The organism is Flavobacterium sp. FlaQc-28, from assembly GCF_044007415.1.
Taxonomy (GTDB): domain Bacteria; phylum Bacteroidota; class Bacteroidia; order Flavobacteriales; family Flavobacteriaceae; genus Flavobacterium.
The window spans coordinates 341,335-355,337 of the sequence record NZ_JBIPCM010000002.1 but is presented as its reverse complement, the minus strand read 5'-3'; the positions used below and the strand labels follow the sequence as shown (position 1 = coordinate 355,337).

13 protein-coding genes are annotated in these 14,003 nt (G+C 33.0%); 10 read left to right on the top strand and 3 right to left on the bottom strand.

The features are described 5' to 3' along the window. Positions 1-38 precede the first annotated feature (38 nt). Together ACHRVL_RS07440 and guaA are read right to left on the bottom strand one after the other, a co-directional pair. Positions 39-1,940, bottom strand: a complete 1,902-nt coding sequence (locus ACHRVL_RS07440) for a LysM peptidoglycan-binding domain-containing protein (protein ID WP_395411548.1) — start codon at positions 1,938-1,940, stop codon at positions 39-41. 61 nt (positions 1,941-2,001) lie between these two features. After that, positions 2,002-3,531, bottom strand: a complete 1,530-nt coding sequence (gene guaA / locus ACHRVL_RS07435) for a glutamine-hydrolyzing GMP synthase (RefSeq protein WP_395411546.1) — start codon at positions 3,529-3,531, stop codon at positions 2,002-2,004. A gap of 240 nt (positions 3,532-3,771) precedes the next feature. Between guaA and ACHRVL_RS07430 the strand changes: the two genes are divergently transcribed. Continuing rightward, positions 3,772-4,299, top strand: coding sequence for a hypothetical protein (locus ACHRVL_RS07430; protein ID WP_395411545.1), 528 nt, complete (start codon positions 3,772-3,774; stop codon positions 4,297-4,299). 102 nt (positions 4,300-4,401) lie between these two features. On the opposite strand, the gene ACHRVL_RS07425 is transcribed toward ACHRVL_RS07430, so the two are convergent. Next, a complete protein-coding gene (locus ACHRVL_RS07425; RefSeq protein ID WP_395411543.1) occupies positions 4,402-5,112 on the bottom strand; it encodes a hypothetical protein in 711 nt (236 codons plus the stop codon). Between the two features lie 357 nt (positions 5,113-5,469). Here ACHRVL_RS07425 and ACHRVL_RS07420 point away from each other — a divergent pair, with 357 nt between their 5' ends. From ACHRVL_RS07420 to ACHRVL_RS07380, 9 genes are all read left to right on the top strand, one after another. Continuing rightward, positions 5,470-6,393, top strand: a complete 924-nt coding sequence (locus tag ACHRVL_RS07420; protein WP_395411542.1) for a DnaJ C-terminal domain-containing protein — start codon at positions 5,470-5,472, stop codon at positions 6,391-6,393. After that, entirely contained in the window at positions 6,386-6,691 is a 306-nt protein-coding gene (locus ACHRVL_RS07415; RefSeq protein WP_129024121.1) for a chaperone modulator CbpM, read from the top strand. Before ACHRVL_RS07420 ends, ACHRVL_RS07415 begins: the two co-directional genes overlap by 8 nt. A gap of 367 nt (positions 6,692-7,058) precedes the next feature. After that, positions 7,059-7,442: a RidA family protein gene (locus ACHRVL_RS07410; RefSeq protein WP_099719842.1), complete on the top strand. Its 384-nt coding sequence runs from the start codon at positions 7,059-7,061 to the stop codon at positions 7,440-7,442. A gap of 139 nt (positions 7,443-7,581) precedes the next feature. Beyond that, complete coding sequence (locus ACHRVL_RS07405; RefSeq protein ID WP_395411541.1) at positions 7,582-8,826, top strand: voltage-gated chloride channel family protein; 1,245 nt, start codon at positions 7,582-7,584, stop codon at positions 8,824-8,826. 104 nt (positions 8,827-8,930) lie between these two features. Beyond that, on the top strand, positions 8,931-9,935 hold the full coding sequence (locus ACHRVL_RS07400; RefSeq protein ID WP_395411539.1) for a bifunctional oligoribonuclease/PAP phosphatase NrnA: 1,005 nt from the start codon (positions 8,931-8,933) through the stop codon (positions 9,933-9,935). 6 nt (positions 9,936-9,941) lie between these two features. Further along, complete coding sequence (gene gldI / locus ACHRVL_RS07395; protein ID WP_395411537.1) at positions 9,942-10,589, top strand: gliding motility-associated peptidyl-prolyl isomerase GldI; 648 nt, start codon at positions 9,942-9,944, stop codon at positions 10,587-10,589. A gap of 15 nt (positions 10,590-10,604) precedes the next feature. After that, a complete protein-coding gene (locus ACHRVL_RS07390; protein ID WP_395411536.1) occupies positions 10,605-11,678 on the top strand; it encodes a peptidylprolyl isomerase in 1,074 nt (357 codons plus the stop codon). 45 nt (positions 11,679-11,723) lie between these two features. Then, positions 11,724-12,878 (top strand): peptidylprolyl isomerase, encoded by a 1,155-nt coding sequence (locus tag ACHRVL_RS07385; protein ID WP_395411535.1) that lies wholly within the window; start codon positions 11,724-11,726, stop codon positions 12,876-12,878. A gap of 228 nt (positions 12,879-13,106) precedes the next feature. Continuing rightward, positions 13,107-14,003, top strand: a complete 897-nt coding sequence (locus ACHRVL_RS07380) for an EamA family transporter (protein WP_395411533.1) — start codon at positions 13,107-13,109, stop codon at positions 14,001-14,003.

Sequence of the window (14,003 nt, the reverse complement as noted above, 5' to 3'; positions counted from 1 at the left end):
TATACAAGATTCAAGCCACTTGTTAAATCTTGCAGTTATTATCTAAGATCAACTTCCAATTTTGCAATAATAATGTTCTTATATAACTCATCTTCTTCTTTTTTCTTGCATTGATACAAAACTTCTTCCATGTTTTTAAACTTATCTGAATAAACATAATACGAAAGACTGTTTATATTAAAGAAAAAACTAGCATTAAAATCGCCAGAATCAATGAGTTTCATAATAAACTTATCACGCAGCATTGCGTCTGTAAATATACCTAAAACTAAGTAATAGCCGTTTGAAACTTCTCGAAGATTATCATAAACTTCAACTTTTACTGTTTTGTCGCTTTTAAGAGGGTTTTCTTCCAATTCGCGCTTCATTTCTTCTAATGAAACTACTTTTGAAGCACCTGCAAAATTTGATTTTTTAACCGCTTCATCTTGATACTTTTTCAGTTTTACCAGCGCCAGTTTATCGTCAAATTTTCTAGCTTCCATGCTATAATAAGTTGCTTTACTAATATGACGTTTTACTTCTATTTTTTTCTGAGTATCCAAAGAATCTATTTTTGCAATCAATAACTGATTTTGTGCATCTCCTTTTTCTTGCTCAATTTTGTAACGTTTTACTTCCTCGACCGAAAGTCTTTGCTGTATAGATGATACATTGTTATTTTTTTCGCTTTCGCGGATTTTCTTTTTGTACTCCTGATTTTCTTCAACAGCAATTTTCTCAACTTTGTTCATCAAACCCGCATAAGCTTTTCGATTTTCAGCTAGTTCTTTTTTTAACTGTGACGATAATTCACTTGTTTGCGAAATACTCGCATAAGATTGCTTTTCTAAACGTTTTGATTCATCAACATTTAAAATATCCATTCGTTTTAATTCGATCAAATCACTATTCATCGTATTTACTAGTGAATCCAGCTTAGCCATTAAAACATCCTGAACATTTTTATTAGCCTCCAAAACCAATCGCAATTTTTCGACTGAATTTTCTTTTGAACCATTCATATCATTCAAATTAACCTTTAAATCATTAATTTTAATAATCTTCTGATTCATCTCTTTTTGAATAACAAGTCTGTCTTTCAAATCAGTAATTTCTACCGTTTTAGCTTTAGTTTTTTCAACCACGACTTGTTTTTCCGCCAAAGCAAGCATCAATTCCTCATTTTCATTTGTTGGCTTAATTTCCTTTGTATTAATGGCTAACTTATTTCCAACAACTAATCCGTTTACAATTTCTGGATTTTGCGATTCTAATTGATCTATAGAAATTCCATACTTTTTAGCAATCGAAAACTTAGTTTCCTTTGGTTCAACCACATGAAAAACAGTTTCCTGATTGATAACACGAACTCTTCCATCTAAAGTTTTTCGCTTATTCGGAATTACAATTGACTGCCCAATCTGCAATCCGCTTTGCAATAAATCCTTATTTTGATTTTCTAAATCCGAAACTGAGACATTGTATTGTCTGGCAATACTAAACAGCGATTCTTTGGCCGCAACCAAATGTATAGCTTTTGAAGAACTTACATTCTCAGTTTTAGAAAGATTTAAAGGATTTGGAATACTTAATTCTTGACCTATTTGAAGTCCGTTGACAAGAATTGGATTTGCATTTTGAATAGCTTCTATAGAAACATGGTATTGTTTTGATAAGCCAAAAAGGGTTTCTTTTGCGCCAACAATATGAGTAATTTGCTGGTCTTGTTTTACTTTTTCTGCAGAATGAACAGGGATTTTAATAATCTGATTGTCCTGAATTCCATTTTGCGATTCGGGGTTGAGTTTGTAAATCTCATCTACAGAAACCTTATACTTTTGGGCTATAAAATAAGCAGTTTCTCCCTTTTGAATTTTGTGCTCAATAATTGAGTCTTGTGCAGTTATTTTGTTAAAAGACAAAACAAACACAAGAGAAATCGTTAAAAATTCTCTCATAAATAGTAGGTTTAAAAAATTAAGGCGTTACAAATGTAACGCCTTAATTTGAAAAACAATACTATTCCCACTCAATTGTTGCTGGTGGTTTTGAGCTTATATCGTAAACCACGCGATTCACGCCTTTTACTTTATTTATAATGTCATTTGACACTTTCATCAAGAAATCGTAAGGTAAATGAACCCAGTCAGCAGTCATTCCATCTGTCGATTCTACAGCTCTAAGCGCTACTACTTTTTCATAAGTACGCTCATCGCCCATTACACCAACACTGTTTACAGGAAGCAAGATTGCTCCAGCCTGCCAAACTTTATCGTATAATCCCCAAGATTTTAATCCTTCGATAAATACTGAATCTACATCTTGTAAAATTTGTACTTTCTCTGGAGTAATATCTCCTAAAATTCTAATTGATAATCCTGGACCTGGAAAAGGATGTCTTCCTAATAATTCAGGATCTATACCTAAAGTAGCTCCAACTCTACGAACTTCGTCTTTAAACAACATTCTAAGTGGTTCTACAATTTGTAATTTCATATAATCTGGCAATCCACCTACGTTATGGTGCGATTTAATAGTTGCAGATGGTCCCTTTACCGATACCGATTCGATTACATCTGGATAAATAGTTCCTTGTGCCAACCATTTTACGTCTTCGATCAAATGTGATTCATCATCAAAAACTTCGATAAATATGCGTCCGATAGTTTTACGTTTCGTTTCAGGATCGCTGATTCCTGCTAATTCAGAAAGAAAACGATCTCCTGCATCAACACCTTTTACATTCAATCCCATTCCTTTGTATTGATCTAATACGCTTTGGAATTCGTTTTTACGCAAAAGTCCATTGTTTACGAAAATACAGTACAGATTTTTACCAATTGCTTGGTTTAATAAAACTGCAGCAACTGTAGAATCTACTCCGCCTGATAATCCTAAAACTACTTTATCGTTTCCTAATTTCTCTTTTAATTCTCCCACCATTTCTTCTACGAAAGCATTTGGTGTAAAATTTTGAGGAACTTCGGCAATTTTTACTAAAAAGTTTTCCAGCATTTTTGATCCATCTGTAGAATGGAAAACTTCTGGATGATATTGAATTCCGTAAGTTGTTTCGCCTTCAATTTTATAAGCAGCAAATTCTACGTCATGTGTGCTTGCTAATTTTACGGCATTTGCTGGAAGTGCTTTAATACTATCACTGTGACTCATCCAAACTTGGCTGTTTTCTGAAACACCCTCAAAGAAAACTTCGTTCTCTTTTATATAAGATAAATTAGCTCTACCATATTCTCTAGTGTTTGAAGCTGCTACTTCTCCACCGCTGAAATGAGCTAAATACTGTGCTCCGTAACAAACGGCAAGCATTGGAAGTTTACCTCTAATTTGAGATAAATCAGGATGTGGAGCATCTTCTGCACGAACAGAAAATGGGCTTCCGCCTAAAATTACTGCTTTATAAGCTGATAAATCACTAGGAAAGTGATTGTATGGGAAAATTTCGCAGAATATATTTAATTCGCGAACTCTACGCGCAATAAGCTGAGTATATTGCGATCCGAAATCTAAAATAAGTACGTTGTGTTGCATGCGCAAAAATACTTTTTATATTCGAAATTGAAAAATCGGAACGTTGAAAAATAAATATTTTTTTTCAACGTTCTAATTTTTAGGCTCAAAGGTTCAGAGTAACAGAGGTTCAGAGGTTTATAATTTTGCAAAAAATATTTGCTTTGTTCCTTTAAACCTTTGCATCTTTGAACCTAAAAACAAAAAATCCAAAAACCAAAATATTTCGTATCTACCGAAAAACCCAAACTAATTTTAAATATGAAATCAAAATTTATTGCAATTGCCCTTTTATTAGCCGTGTCACTAACTTCTTGCGATTCTGTTGATGACTTACTAAGTTTTAATATATCAAATGAAACTTCTATTAAAATTAACAGCACATCGCCAATCAATCTTCCTTCAGAAATAATTACTCCAGAGGTAACCACCAATTCTTCGGCAGAATTTGAAAATAATAAAACAAAAGCAAGTTTAGTAAAAGATGTAAAACTTAGGTCTTTAAAATTAGCCATTACTGATCCTTCAGACAAAACTTTTACTTTCCTAAAATCTGTTCACTTATATATTTCAACAACAGATTCTGATGAAATAGAATTAGCATATCAGGATAATATAAATGCAACAACAAACACGATTGATTTAATTTGCACTGATAAAAAATTAGATCAATACATCAAGGCAGATAAATATAAAATTAGAACTAAAGTTACCTTAAAAGAAACGCTTACAAAAGATGTGACTATAAAAGCCGAAATGAAGTTTAGAGTAACGGCAGATCCGTTTTAAGAAAAGGTTCAAAGTCTCAAAGCAGTAAAGGTTCAAAGGCAAACGAAGTATAAAACTTTGTCCCTTTGAACCTTTGCCACTTTGAACCTAGCGCTTACAGCGCTACTCTTTCGTAACCACAATCGAAGCCTTAAAACCTGCGGCCAGATTATCCCAATAATCATTTGTTACTAATTGACCTTTATCGTCGTATACTCTAATTTCAGCAGTATTTCCTCCTAAGGAACCAATATTTAGAGCTTCAAAATCTAATTTGTTGAAACCGTTTACCAAGTCTATTTTGACTTCTTTAAAATTAGAATCTAAAAATATCTGACTTCTAATTACATTATCATTTGAAGAAACTTTTACTAAGTCGCCGTCAATGGCTCCAAAATCGCGCAGTTTCACGATAAAATACTGCGACTTGGTTCTAAAATCTCCCAAAGAAATATTTTTCTTTACAAGCATTCCTCGGCCTTCTCGCAGACCTGCATCTTTTAAAGCTTTATTTATATCCTTTTCCATTTTTGCCACGTATTGATCACCCGGATTGGCAAAATCTGTTTCTGTAGACATCGTGAACTTGCTTTTTTCCTGTCCGATCTGGAATTGAGACGTTGGCGTTATACTTTTATTTTCAAAAATATTTGGGGCTTTTATACTAGGTACATCTGCTGTTTCTGCCTGCGGATTTTTAACTTGCGGAATTGGTTCTTTTTTCTTTGCGCCAAACTTAGGTGCCGGAATCGGTTTCATCTTGCCTCCAAATTCAGTCTGTGCTGAAACTGTTACAGCTGTAAAAAATAATATGAAAAATAAAAGATGCTTCATTGAAAAGGTGTTATCGAATCGGCTTTAAAATTTTTATAAAATCGTAAGTCAAGCATCACAAAAATAATATAAATAAGTTTGGTGCGACAACTTTAAGACTATTATAACAATATATTAGGCTATTTTTTGGAAGCAAAAAACCTGCCAAAAATATCGAATAAATATCCAACAAAACATTCATAACCAAAATTAATCCTACATTTCACAAATAAAAACTAACATTATTTCTTTGATAGTAAACAACTTATTACTAACTTCAAAACTTTAAAAAAGTTATTCTAAAATTTCAAAAAAATAACTTCTTCCAAAATAAAAACCCAAGCGGCTAATTCTTTTAATATTATAAAATTCTAAAAAATGGATTATATCGATTATTATAAAATATTAGGCATTACCAAATCTGCTGCTGATGCCGATATCAAAAAGGCATATAGAAAACTGGCGCGAAAATATCATCCCGATTTAAATCCGAATGATAAAGAAGCAGAACAAAAATTCAAAGAGATAAATGAAGCGAATGAGGTTTTAAGTAATCCCGAAAATCGTAAAAAATACGACAAGTACGGAAAAGACTGGAAACATGCCGATGAATTTGAAAAGGCAGGCTATGACCCGAATCAGCAGCAATATTCGAGACAGCAGCAAGGCGCAAATCAAAGTTATACCGATTTTGGCGGAGGCAATTTTTCTGAAAGTGATTTTTCCGATTTCTTTAATTCAATGTATGGCGGTTCTGGAAGAGGTTCAAGAGCTCAAGCAAAATATAGAGGACAAGATTTTAATGCGGAATTACAGCTTGATTTAGCATCTGCCTACACCACTCACAAACAAAACTTAAATGTAAACGGTAAAAATATCCGAATTACAATACCGGCTGGTGTTGAAAACGGACAAATTATAAAAATTCCAAATCATGGAGCGCCCGGAGCAAACGGCGGACCAAATGGCGATTTATACATCACTTTTATAATCAATAACAGCTCCGATTTCAAACGTGAAGGAAATAATTTATATGCCGATGTTGATCTGGATTTGTACACGGCTATTTTAGGCGGAGAAATTTACGTGAATACTTTTGATGGAAAAGTAAAAATAAAAGTAGCTCCCGAAACTCAACCCGGAACCAAAGTAAAACTTAAAGGAAAAGGATTTCCTGTTTACAAAAAAGACAATCAGTTTGGTGATTTATACATAACCTATACTCTAAAATTACCAACTAAATTATCTGAAAAAGAAAAAGAATTATTTGCAGAATTAGCTAAACTAAGAAATCATGAATAACAAAAGCTTAATCTTAATAAAACAATTTTGTTTGTATAACGAAATTGAAAATACTTTTATAAAAGAACTGCATAATTATGGCTTAGTCGAAATTGTTGTCGAAGAAAATGAAGAATATTTACAGCCTGAACAACTGCCTGCCATAGAAAAAATGATTCGTATGCATTACGATCTAAAAATTAATTTTGAAGGAATTGATGCTATTTATCACTTACTTAACAAAATTGAAATTTTACAGCAGCATCTTACCAGCACACAAAATAAACTTCGAATTTATGAAGAACATCAAATATCATGAAATTTAAAAAACTATAACCCTTTGTGCGTAATTAATTTAACACATAGAAACATAGACTATAGTTTATCAAAAAAAGGCGTTTCACTTATTTAAAATACATATAGCACAGCTATGTGAGAGAAATATGTTTCTTTTTGTATTCTTTTCGAAATATAAAATCTATGCTTCTATGTGTTGAAATAAATTTTTAGAAATTACATCCAACAGGTAAATTTTCCTTTTAAAATATCACAAAAAACAATATTTATCAATGGGATTTCAAATAATTAAAACTCTTTTTACCAAGCATATTTTATAAATTGCAGCACATTAATTAACCTGAATTTGTTTTTAAAAACTCAAAGAGCAATTCAAAAAAACACACAAAATGAAAAGAGAAAATATCTTAACTGGATCTCCATGGGAAGACAAAATGGGATATTGCCGCGCTGTAAGAATTGGCAATATCATTGAAGTTTCTGGCACTGTTGCAATTGTTGACGGCGAAAATGTTAAAGCAGACGATGCTTATGCTCAAACTTATAACATTCTTGAACGTGTAGAAAAGGTTTTAGAAGATTTAAATGTTGGGATGAAAGACGTTATTAGAACTCGAATTTTTACTACTAATATTTCTACTTTTGAAGATGTTGCCAGAGCACATTCTGCTTTCTTTAAAGATGTAAAACCAACAACTGGTTTTTATGAAATAAGTAAATTAGTTGCTCCTGAATATTTAGTTGAAATTGAATTTACAGCTGTTGTACAATAAATAGTTTTTCGCGACAAATTTCACGAATTTTCACTAATTATTTTTTTTCTGCCACAGATTAACGGATTTAAAATGATTATTTTCCTTTTAATTCGTGAAAATTCGTGAAATTCGTGGCTAAAATATTTTTAATCTTTGGATGGCTTTTCAAAACCCAAAACAACTACTATTTGATATTCCTAAATGGATTCTTATCTGTTCTTTAATAGGTATACTTTCAGGATCTGCTTCTGCATTTTTTCTTGTTTCTTTAGAATGGGTTACGCAATATAGAATTCAGCACGATTGGATTGTCTTCCTTTTACCATTTGGCGGTTTATTAGTTGGTTTAAGTTACTATTATTGGGGAGAATCTGTGATAAAAGGCAATAATTTATTGCTTGAGGAATATGAAAAACCAAAAAAAGTAATTCCTTTTAAAATGGCTCCTTTAGTACTTTTAGGAACCTTAATCACACATTTATTTGGAGGTTCAGCCGGCCGTGAAGGAACTGCAGTACAAATGGGAGGCGCTATCGCAGATCAATTCACAAGAATTTTCAAATTAGACAATTCTGAACGCAGAATTTTAATAATTCTAGGCATCAGTGCAGGTTTTGCTTCTGTTTTTGGGACACCTTTAGCAGGCGCTATTTTTGCGTTAGAAGTTTTATATTTCAGTAAAATCAATTTTAAAAGTATCCTATTATCATTTCTTGTAGCGTATGCCGCTTATTTTACGGTAGAATTTTGGGAAATTAAACATACCCATTACAGCATTCCTGTAATACCAGAACTAAGTATTTTGAACATCTTTTATACTTTACTAATTGGACTTCTTTCAGGTTTTGCAGCTTTACTTTTTTCAAGAAGTACCCATTTTTGGAGTTCACTTTTTTCAAAAAACATCAAATATCCCCCGCTTCGTCCTGTTATTGGAGGAACGGTTCTAGCCATTGCAATTGCAGGACTTGGTTTTACTAAATTCTCTGGATTAGGGGTTCCTGTTATTGTTGATTCGTTTTCAAACCCCAGTCAATGGTATGATTTTTTACTTAAAATTTTATTCACAGGATTCACTTTAGGAGCAGGATTTAAAGGCGGCGAAGTAACCCCGTTATTTTTTGTAGGAGCCACTCTAGGCAGTGCCTTATCTTTAATTATCCCGATGCCTATCGCTCTTCTAGCAGGAATAGGATTTGTATCTGTCTTTTCGGGAGCAACCCATACTCCTATCGCCTGTACCATTATGGGAATGGAATTATTTGGCATTCAGCCTGGAATATTTATCGCACTTGGCTGCTCAATTGCTTATTTTTCTTCAGGTTCAATTGGTATTTATAAATCACAGATTGTTAAGGGCGCGAAACATAAATTATATCAAAGATTAAATTCCAATTTTTAAATTTCAAATACCAAAAACAAAGACTCTAATACAGAACTAATAAAAGTGTGTTAATCTATAAAATGATTTCAACATTACATTAAAAAAATGTAAATTCGCACACTATGAAAATACAAGATATTCAGGCAATACAATTGTTGCTTGCCGCTCCAAAGAAAATCGTAATAATTCCGCATAGAGGTCCAGATGGCGATGCTATGGGATCTACACTAGGTTTATATCATTTTTTACTCAAAAATAACCATCAGCCAACTGTAATTGCGCCTAATGATTTTCCAGATTTTTTAGCTTGGCTGCCAGGCTCAGAAACCGTTAAAATCTTTGAAAAAGATACTGAAAACTGTACTAAAATATTAGAAGAAGCCGAATTAATTTTTACGCTTGATTTCAATGCTCTGCATCGTGTAGGCGAAATGGAACACACTTTAGCTCGATTAACTGCACCTTTCATTATGATTGATCATCATCAAAAACCTGATGATTATGCAGCTTATACGTATTCTGACACTTCGTACGGATCTACTTGTGAAATGGTTTATAACTTTATTTCCTTTTTAAACAAAAAAGAAGATATTGATAAAACTATCGCAACTTGCATTTACACAGGAATTTTGACGGATTCCGGTTCATTCCGTTTTCCAGGAACAACAGGAAACACTCACCGAATTATTGCAGAATTAATTGATTTAGGCGTAGAGAACACTCAAATCCCTGTTTTATTGTTTGACAACAGTTCGTACAGTCGTTTGCAATTATTAGGACGTGCACTGCAAAACATGAAAGTTTTAGAAGAACATCAAACATCATATACATCACTTACACAGGACGAATTAGATTCATTTAATTATGTAAAAGGTGATACTGAAGGAATTGTAAATTACGGATTAAGTATAAAAGGTATCGTTTTTACAGCTATTTTTATAGAAAATAAAGACGAAAAAATCATCAAAATTTCATTCCGTTCACAAGGAGGTTTCGATGTTAACCAATTTGCACGCGACCATTTTAACGGCGGAGGCCACAGCAACGCAGCAGGCGGAAGATCTGAAACGACAATGGAAGAAACACTTAAAAAGTTTGAAGATTTAGTAAGTAAACTAAAAATATAACCCCGTATGAACTACTTAAAAATTAGTATTTACACACTGCTTTTAACTGTTTTACTGGCAAGCTGTAAACATCATGAAGAAGCTCGGAAACCAATTTCGAGAGCTTCGGGTACTTTTATGAAAAAATCAGCCGACAGAAACAAAAAACTGGTTGCAAATGAAGAAGATGTTATCAAAAAGATTATCAAAACAAATCCAAAAGTAAAGTACTATGCTACCAGAAAAGGATATTGGTTTTCTTATGATGAAAAAAATAATACTGATACAGCTACACCAAAAAAAGGAGATATTGCCTATTTTAATTTAGAAGTAAAAGACATTAATGGTAAAATCATTTATTCAGAAGCAGATCTTGGCCCGCAGACGTATTATGTAGACAAACAAGATATTATGATGGGCTTACGTGACGGAATCAAGTACATGAAAAAAAATGAAACTGTTACCTTTTTATTTCCATCGCATATTGCTTACGGCTATCATGGTGATAATAAAAAAATAGGAACAAACCAGCCTTTAATCTGTACCGTTACACTTCGTAATTTTGTTCCTGATCCAGCAGCAGTTTCAAAAACTGCAGCAGCTCCAAAACAAACTGTAAAAAGTACAACAGCAGCTCCGGCAGCTACACCAAAAAAAGATACAATAAACCCATAAAAAAACATTTTAAAAATGAAAAAAAGTATTTTAGTATTACTACTAACCGCTGCTTCGTTTTACTCTTGTAAAAATGAAAACAGCAGCCTTCCTGATGGTTTATATGCCGATATTGAAACGAACAAAGGACATATAATTGTTGAATTAGATTATAAAAAAGCGCCTGTTACAGTAGCTAACTTTGTAACCTTAGCCGAAGGCAAAAATGAGTTTGTAACCAAAGATTACTTAAAAAAGAAACATTTTTATGATGGTTTAAAATTTCATAGAGTTATAGAAAATTTCATGATTCAAACCGGAGATCCTGAAGGAACTGGTTCTGGAGATGCTGGTTATAAATTTAAAGATGAAATTTCAGATTTAAGATTTGACAAAGCTGGTGTTTTAGCAATGGCAAATAATGGACCTGGTACAAACAGCAGTCAATTTTTTATTACTCATACTGAAACTCCTTGGTTAGACGGAAAACATACTATTTTTGGTCATGTAGTCGACAAAGGTCAGGAAGTAGTAAACAAAGTTGTACAAGGTGACAGTATTGTTTCTGTTAGTATCGTTAGAAATGGAGAAGCTGCCAAAAAATTTGATGCAGAAAAAGTACTTCATGATTATTTTGCAGAAGCTTCAAAAGAGAAAAGTAAGTTTGCAGGAGTTCAAAAAGAAAAAGTAGATTACTACGCTTCTTTAAGACCAAAAGCAACAAAAACACACTCTGGTTTAGAATTCATTATCACTGAAAAAGGTACTGGTAAAAAACCAGCTACTGGAGCTCAAATATACATTCACTATGCAGGTTTCTTAGAAGATGGAACTTTATTTGATTCAAGTATAGAAGACGTAAACAAAGCTTTTGGAAAATTTGATGCAGCAAGAGCTGAAGCAAAAGGCTATCAGCCAATTCCTTTTCAAGCAGGTCGTAAAGACGGCATGATTCCTGGTTTTATCGAAGGTATCGAGCAGCTTTCATTTGGAGATAAAGCAGTTCTTTTTATTCCTGCTCATTTAGCATATGGAGAAACTGGAGCCGGCGGTGTAATACCCCCAAATGCAAATATTATTTTTGAAGTTCAATTATTAGAAAAACCATAATTATAAAACCTGTAATTATATTTCTTGACTTAAATTTAAAATGCAATGAAGTTTAAACTTTTATTTTTATTTTGTTTAGCGGTTGTAAATATTCAAGCGCAGACTACTAAAAAACCAGTCGCAAAACCTGCTGCTAAGCCAGCTGTATCGACTGCAAAACCTGCAGCTAAACCTGTTGCAAAACCAAACCCTGATGAGGGAATCTTTGCTACTATTTCTACAACAAAAGGAGACATCGTTCTATCATTAGAATATGTAAAAACTCCTGTTACAGTGGCTAATTTTATTTCTCTTGCAGAAGGAAAAAATCCTAATGTAAAAGTAGAGAGACTTAAAGGAAAACCATTTTACGATGGTTTAAAATTCCATCGAGTTATTAATGATTTTATGATTCAAGGGGGTGATCCAGACGGAAATGGTTCTGGAGGACCTGGATATTCATTTAAAGATGAATTTGTCGAAGAACTAAAGTTTGAAAAAGGAGGCGTTCTTGCAATGGCCAATTCTGGACCTGCAACAAATGGCAGCCAGTTTTTTATTACGCATAAAGAAACTCCATGGCTTAATGGTAAACACACTATTTTTGGGCATGTTGTATCTGGAATGGATAATGTAAATAAGATCGTTCAAGACGATATTATGACAAAAATTACCATTACTCGCAAAGGTGCTGCTGCTAAAAAATTTGATGCTGTAAAAGTCCTTACAGATGATGCTAAAAAACAAGAAGCTAAAAAAGCCGAAAGTCAAAAAGTAATAAAAGACAAAGCAGCTTATTTTGCAGCAACTAAAGCTAAAGCAACTACAACAGCTTCTGGTTTAAAATATGTAATTACACAAAAAGGAACTGGCATAAAAGGTGCTGAAGGTTCTTCAATTTACTTTCATTATGCAGGTTATTTTGAAGACGGGAGTCTTTTTGACAGCAGTATGAGCAGTGTAGCAAAAGCTTATAGCAAATACGATGCAAATAGAGATGCTCAAGGCGGATACAAGGCTTTCCCTTTTACAGTTGGCAAAAAAGATGGTATGATTCCAGGTTTTATCGAAGCTCTAGACATGATGACAGATGGAGAAAAAGCAATTTTCTTTCTTCCTTCAAACTTAGCTTATGGTGAAAAAGGAGCTGGAGGCGTAATTCCGCCTAACGCAACTTTAATTTTTGAAATTGAAACTTATCAAAATCAACCAACAAAGTAATACTTTCAAATTCCTTTTTTGAAATAACAATTAAAGTTCCCAAAAGTTCAAATCTTTGGGAACTTTTTTTATTTCTATCAAAAACATTCTTCTGCATAATCCTTAAAATAATACTGAAACAGAAACTAAAAACAGGCGCAATGATAACGTTTGCGTATATTTTCTACTAATTCCTAAACAAAATACCTTACCTTTGCCCGCTTAATTTTTTCAAAACAAATCATAAAGATGTTACAAAACAATGTATTAAAAGGAGTATTTTTAGTTGCTTTAGGAGCTACAACTTACGGAATGTTAGCTACTTTCGTAAAAATGGCTTATACTGAAGGATACACAACGGCCGAAGTTACAACTTCTCAATTTATACTTGGTATACTTGGTATCTTGATCATAAATGCTTTTCAAAAAGCAAAAAATAAAGGAAAAGTTGTAAAAGCTTCATCAAAAAATATATTCAGTTTAATGCTTGCTGGAACATCGTTAGGCATGACAAGTTTATTCTATTATCTGGCTGTAAAATATATTCCAGTTTCTATAGGTATTGTGTTATTAATGCAAACTGTTTGGATGGGTGTTTTACTTGAAATGATTTTAGAAAAAAAACTGCCTTCGAAACAAAAAGTTATTGCTGTTTTGATTGTCCTAGTTGGGACTGTTTTAGCCACAAATATTATCCACAATGATGTTGTACTAGATTGGCGCGGAATTTTTTGGGGCGTGCTAGCGGCAGCCTCTTTTACTACAACAATGTTTACAGCTAATCGTGTCGCTACAGAAATTTCATCTGCACAGCGCAGCTTATATATGCTTTTAGGCGGTGCCGTAATAGTATTTTCATTTGCTTTTTTTACTCAGACCGGTTCTTTTAATCTTGATATTTTCTTTAAATGGGGAATCATTCTAGCTTTATTTGGTACTATTATCCCTCCTATGTTATTGAATCTAGGTTTTCCGTTAACGGGAATTGGATTAGGCAGTATTGTTTCTGCATTAGAATTACCTGTTTCTGTAATGATGGCTTATGTTTTATTGAATGAAAAAGTAATTTTCTCGCAATGGATTGGAATTGTTTTAATTATTTTGGCAATCATAATTATGAATGTAAACTTTAAACGTAATAAGTAA

What these genes read in the sequence shown, in the direction of transcription:
- ACHRVL_RS07440 (WP_395411548.1), bottom strand. Translation starts at nt 1,940, where the DNA reads ATGAGAGAATTTTTAACGATTTCTCTTGTGTTTGTTTTGTCTTTTAAC.
- guaA (WP_395411546.1), bottom strand. Translation starts at nt 3,531, where the DNA reads ATGCAACACAACGTACTTATTTTAGATTTCGGATCGCAATATACTCAG.
- ACHRVL_RS07430 (WP_395411545.1), top strand. Translation starts at nt 3,772, where the DNA reads ATGAAATCAAAATTTATTGCAATTGCCCTTTTATTAGCCGTGTCACTA.
- ACHRVL_RS07425 (WP_395411543.1), bottom strand. Translation starts at nt 5,112, where the DNA reads ATGAAGCATCTTTTATTTTTCATATTATTTTTTACAGCTGTAACAGTT.
- ACHRVL_RS07420 (WP_395411542.1), top strand. Translation starts at nt 5,470, where the DNA reads ATGGATTATATCGATTATTATAAAATATTAGGCATTACCAAATCTGCT.
- ACHRVL_RS07415 (WP_129024121.1), top strand. Translation starts at nt 6,386, where the DNA reads ATGAATAACAAAAGCTTAATCTTAATAAAACAATTTTGTTTGTATAAC.
- ACHRVL_RS07410 (WP_099719842.1), top strand. Translation starts at nt 7,059, where the DNA reads ATGAAAAGAGAAAATATCTTAACTGGATCTCCATGGGAAGACAAAATG.
- ACHRVL_RS07405 (WP_395411541.1), top strand. Translation starts at nt 7,582, where the DNA reads ATGGCTTTTCAAAACCCAAAACAACTACTATTTGATATTCCTAAATGG.
- ACHRVL_RS07400 (WP_395411539.1), top strand. Translation starts at nt 8,931, where the DNA reads ATGAAAATACAAGATATTCAGGCAATACAATTGTTGCTTGCCGCTCCA.
- gldI (WP_395411537.1), top strand. Translation starts at nt 9,942, where the DNA reads ATGAACTACTTAAAAATTAGTATTTACACACTGCTTTTAACTGTTTTA.
- ACHRVL_RS07390 (WP_395411536.1), top strand. Translation starts at nt 10,605, where the DNA reads ATGAAAAAAAGTATTTTAGTATTACTACTAACCGCTGCTTCGTTTTAC.
- ACHRVL_RS07385 (WP_395411535.1), top strand. Translation starts at nt 11,724, where the DNA reads ATGAAGTTTAAACTTTTATTTTTATTTTGTTTAGCGGTTGTAAATATT.
- ACHRVL_RS07380 (WP_395411533.1), top strand. Translation starts at nt 13,107, where the DNA reads ATGTTACAAAACAATGTATTAAAAGGAGTATTTTTAGTTGCTTTAGGA.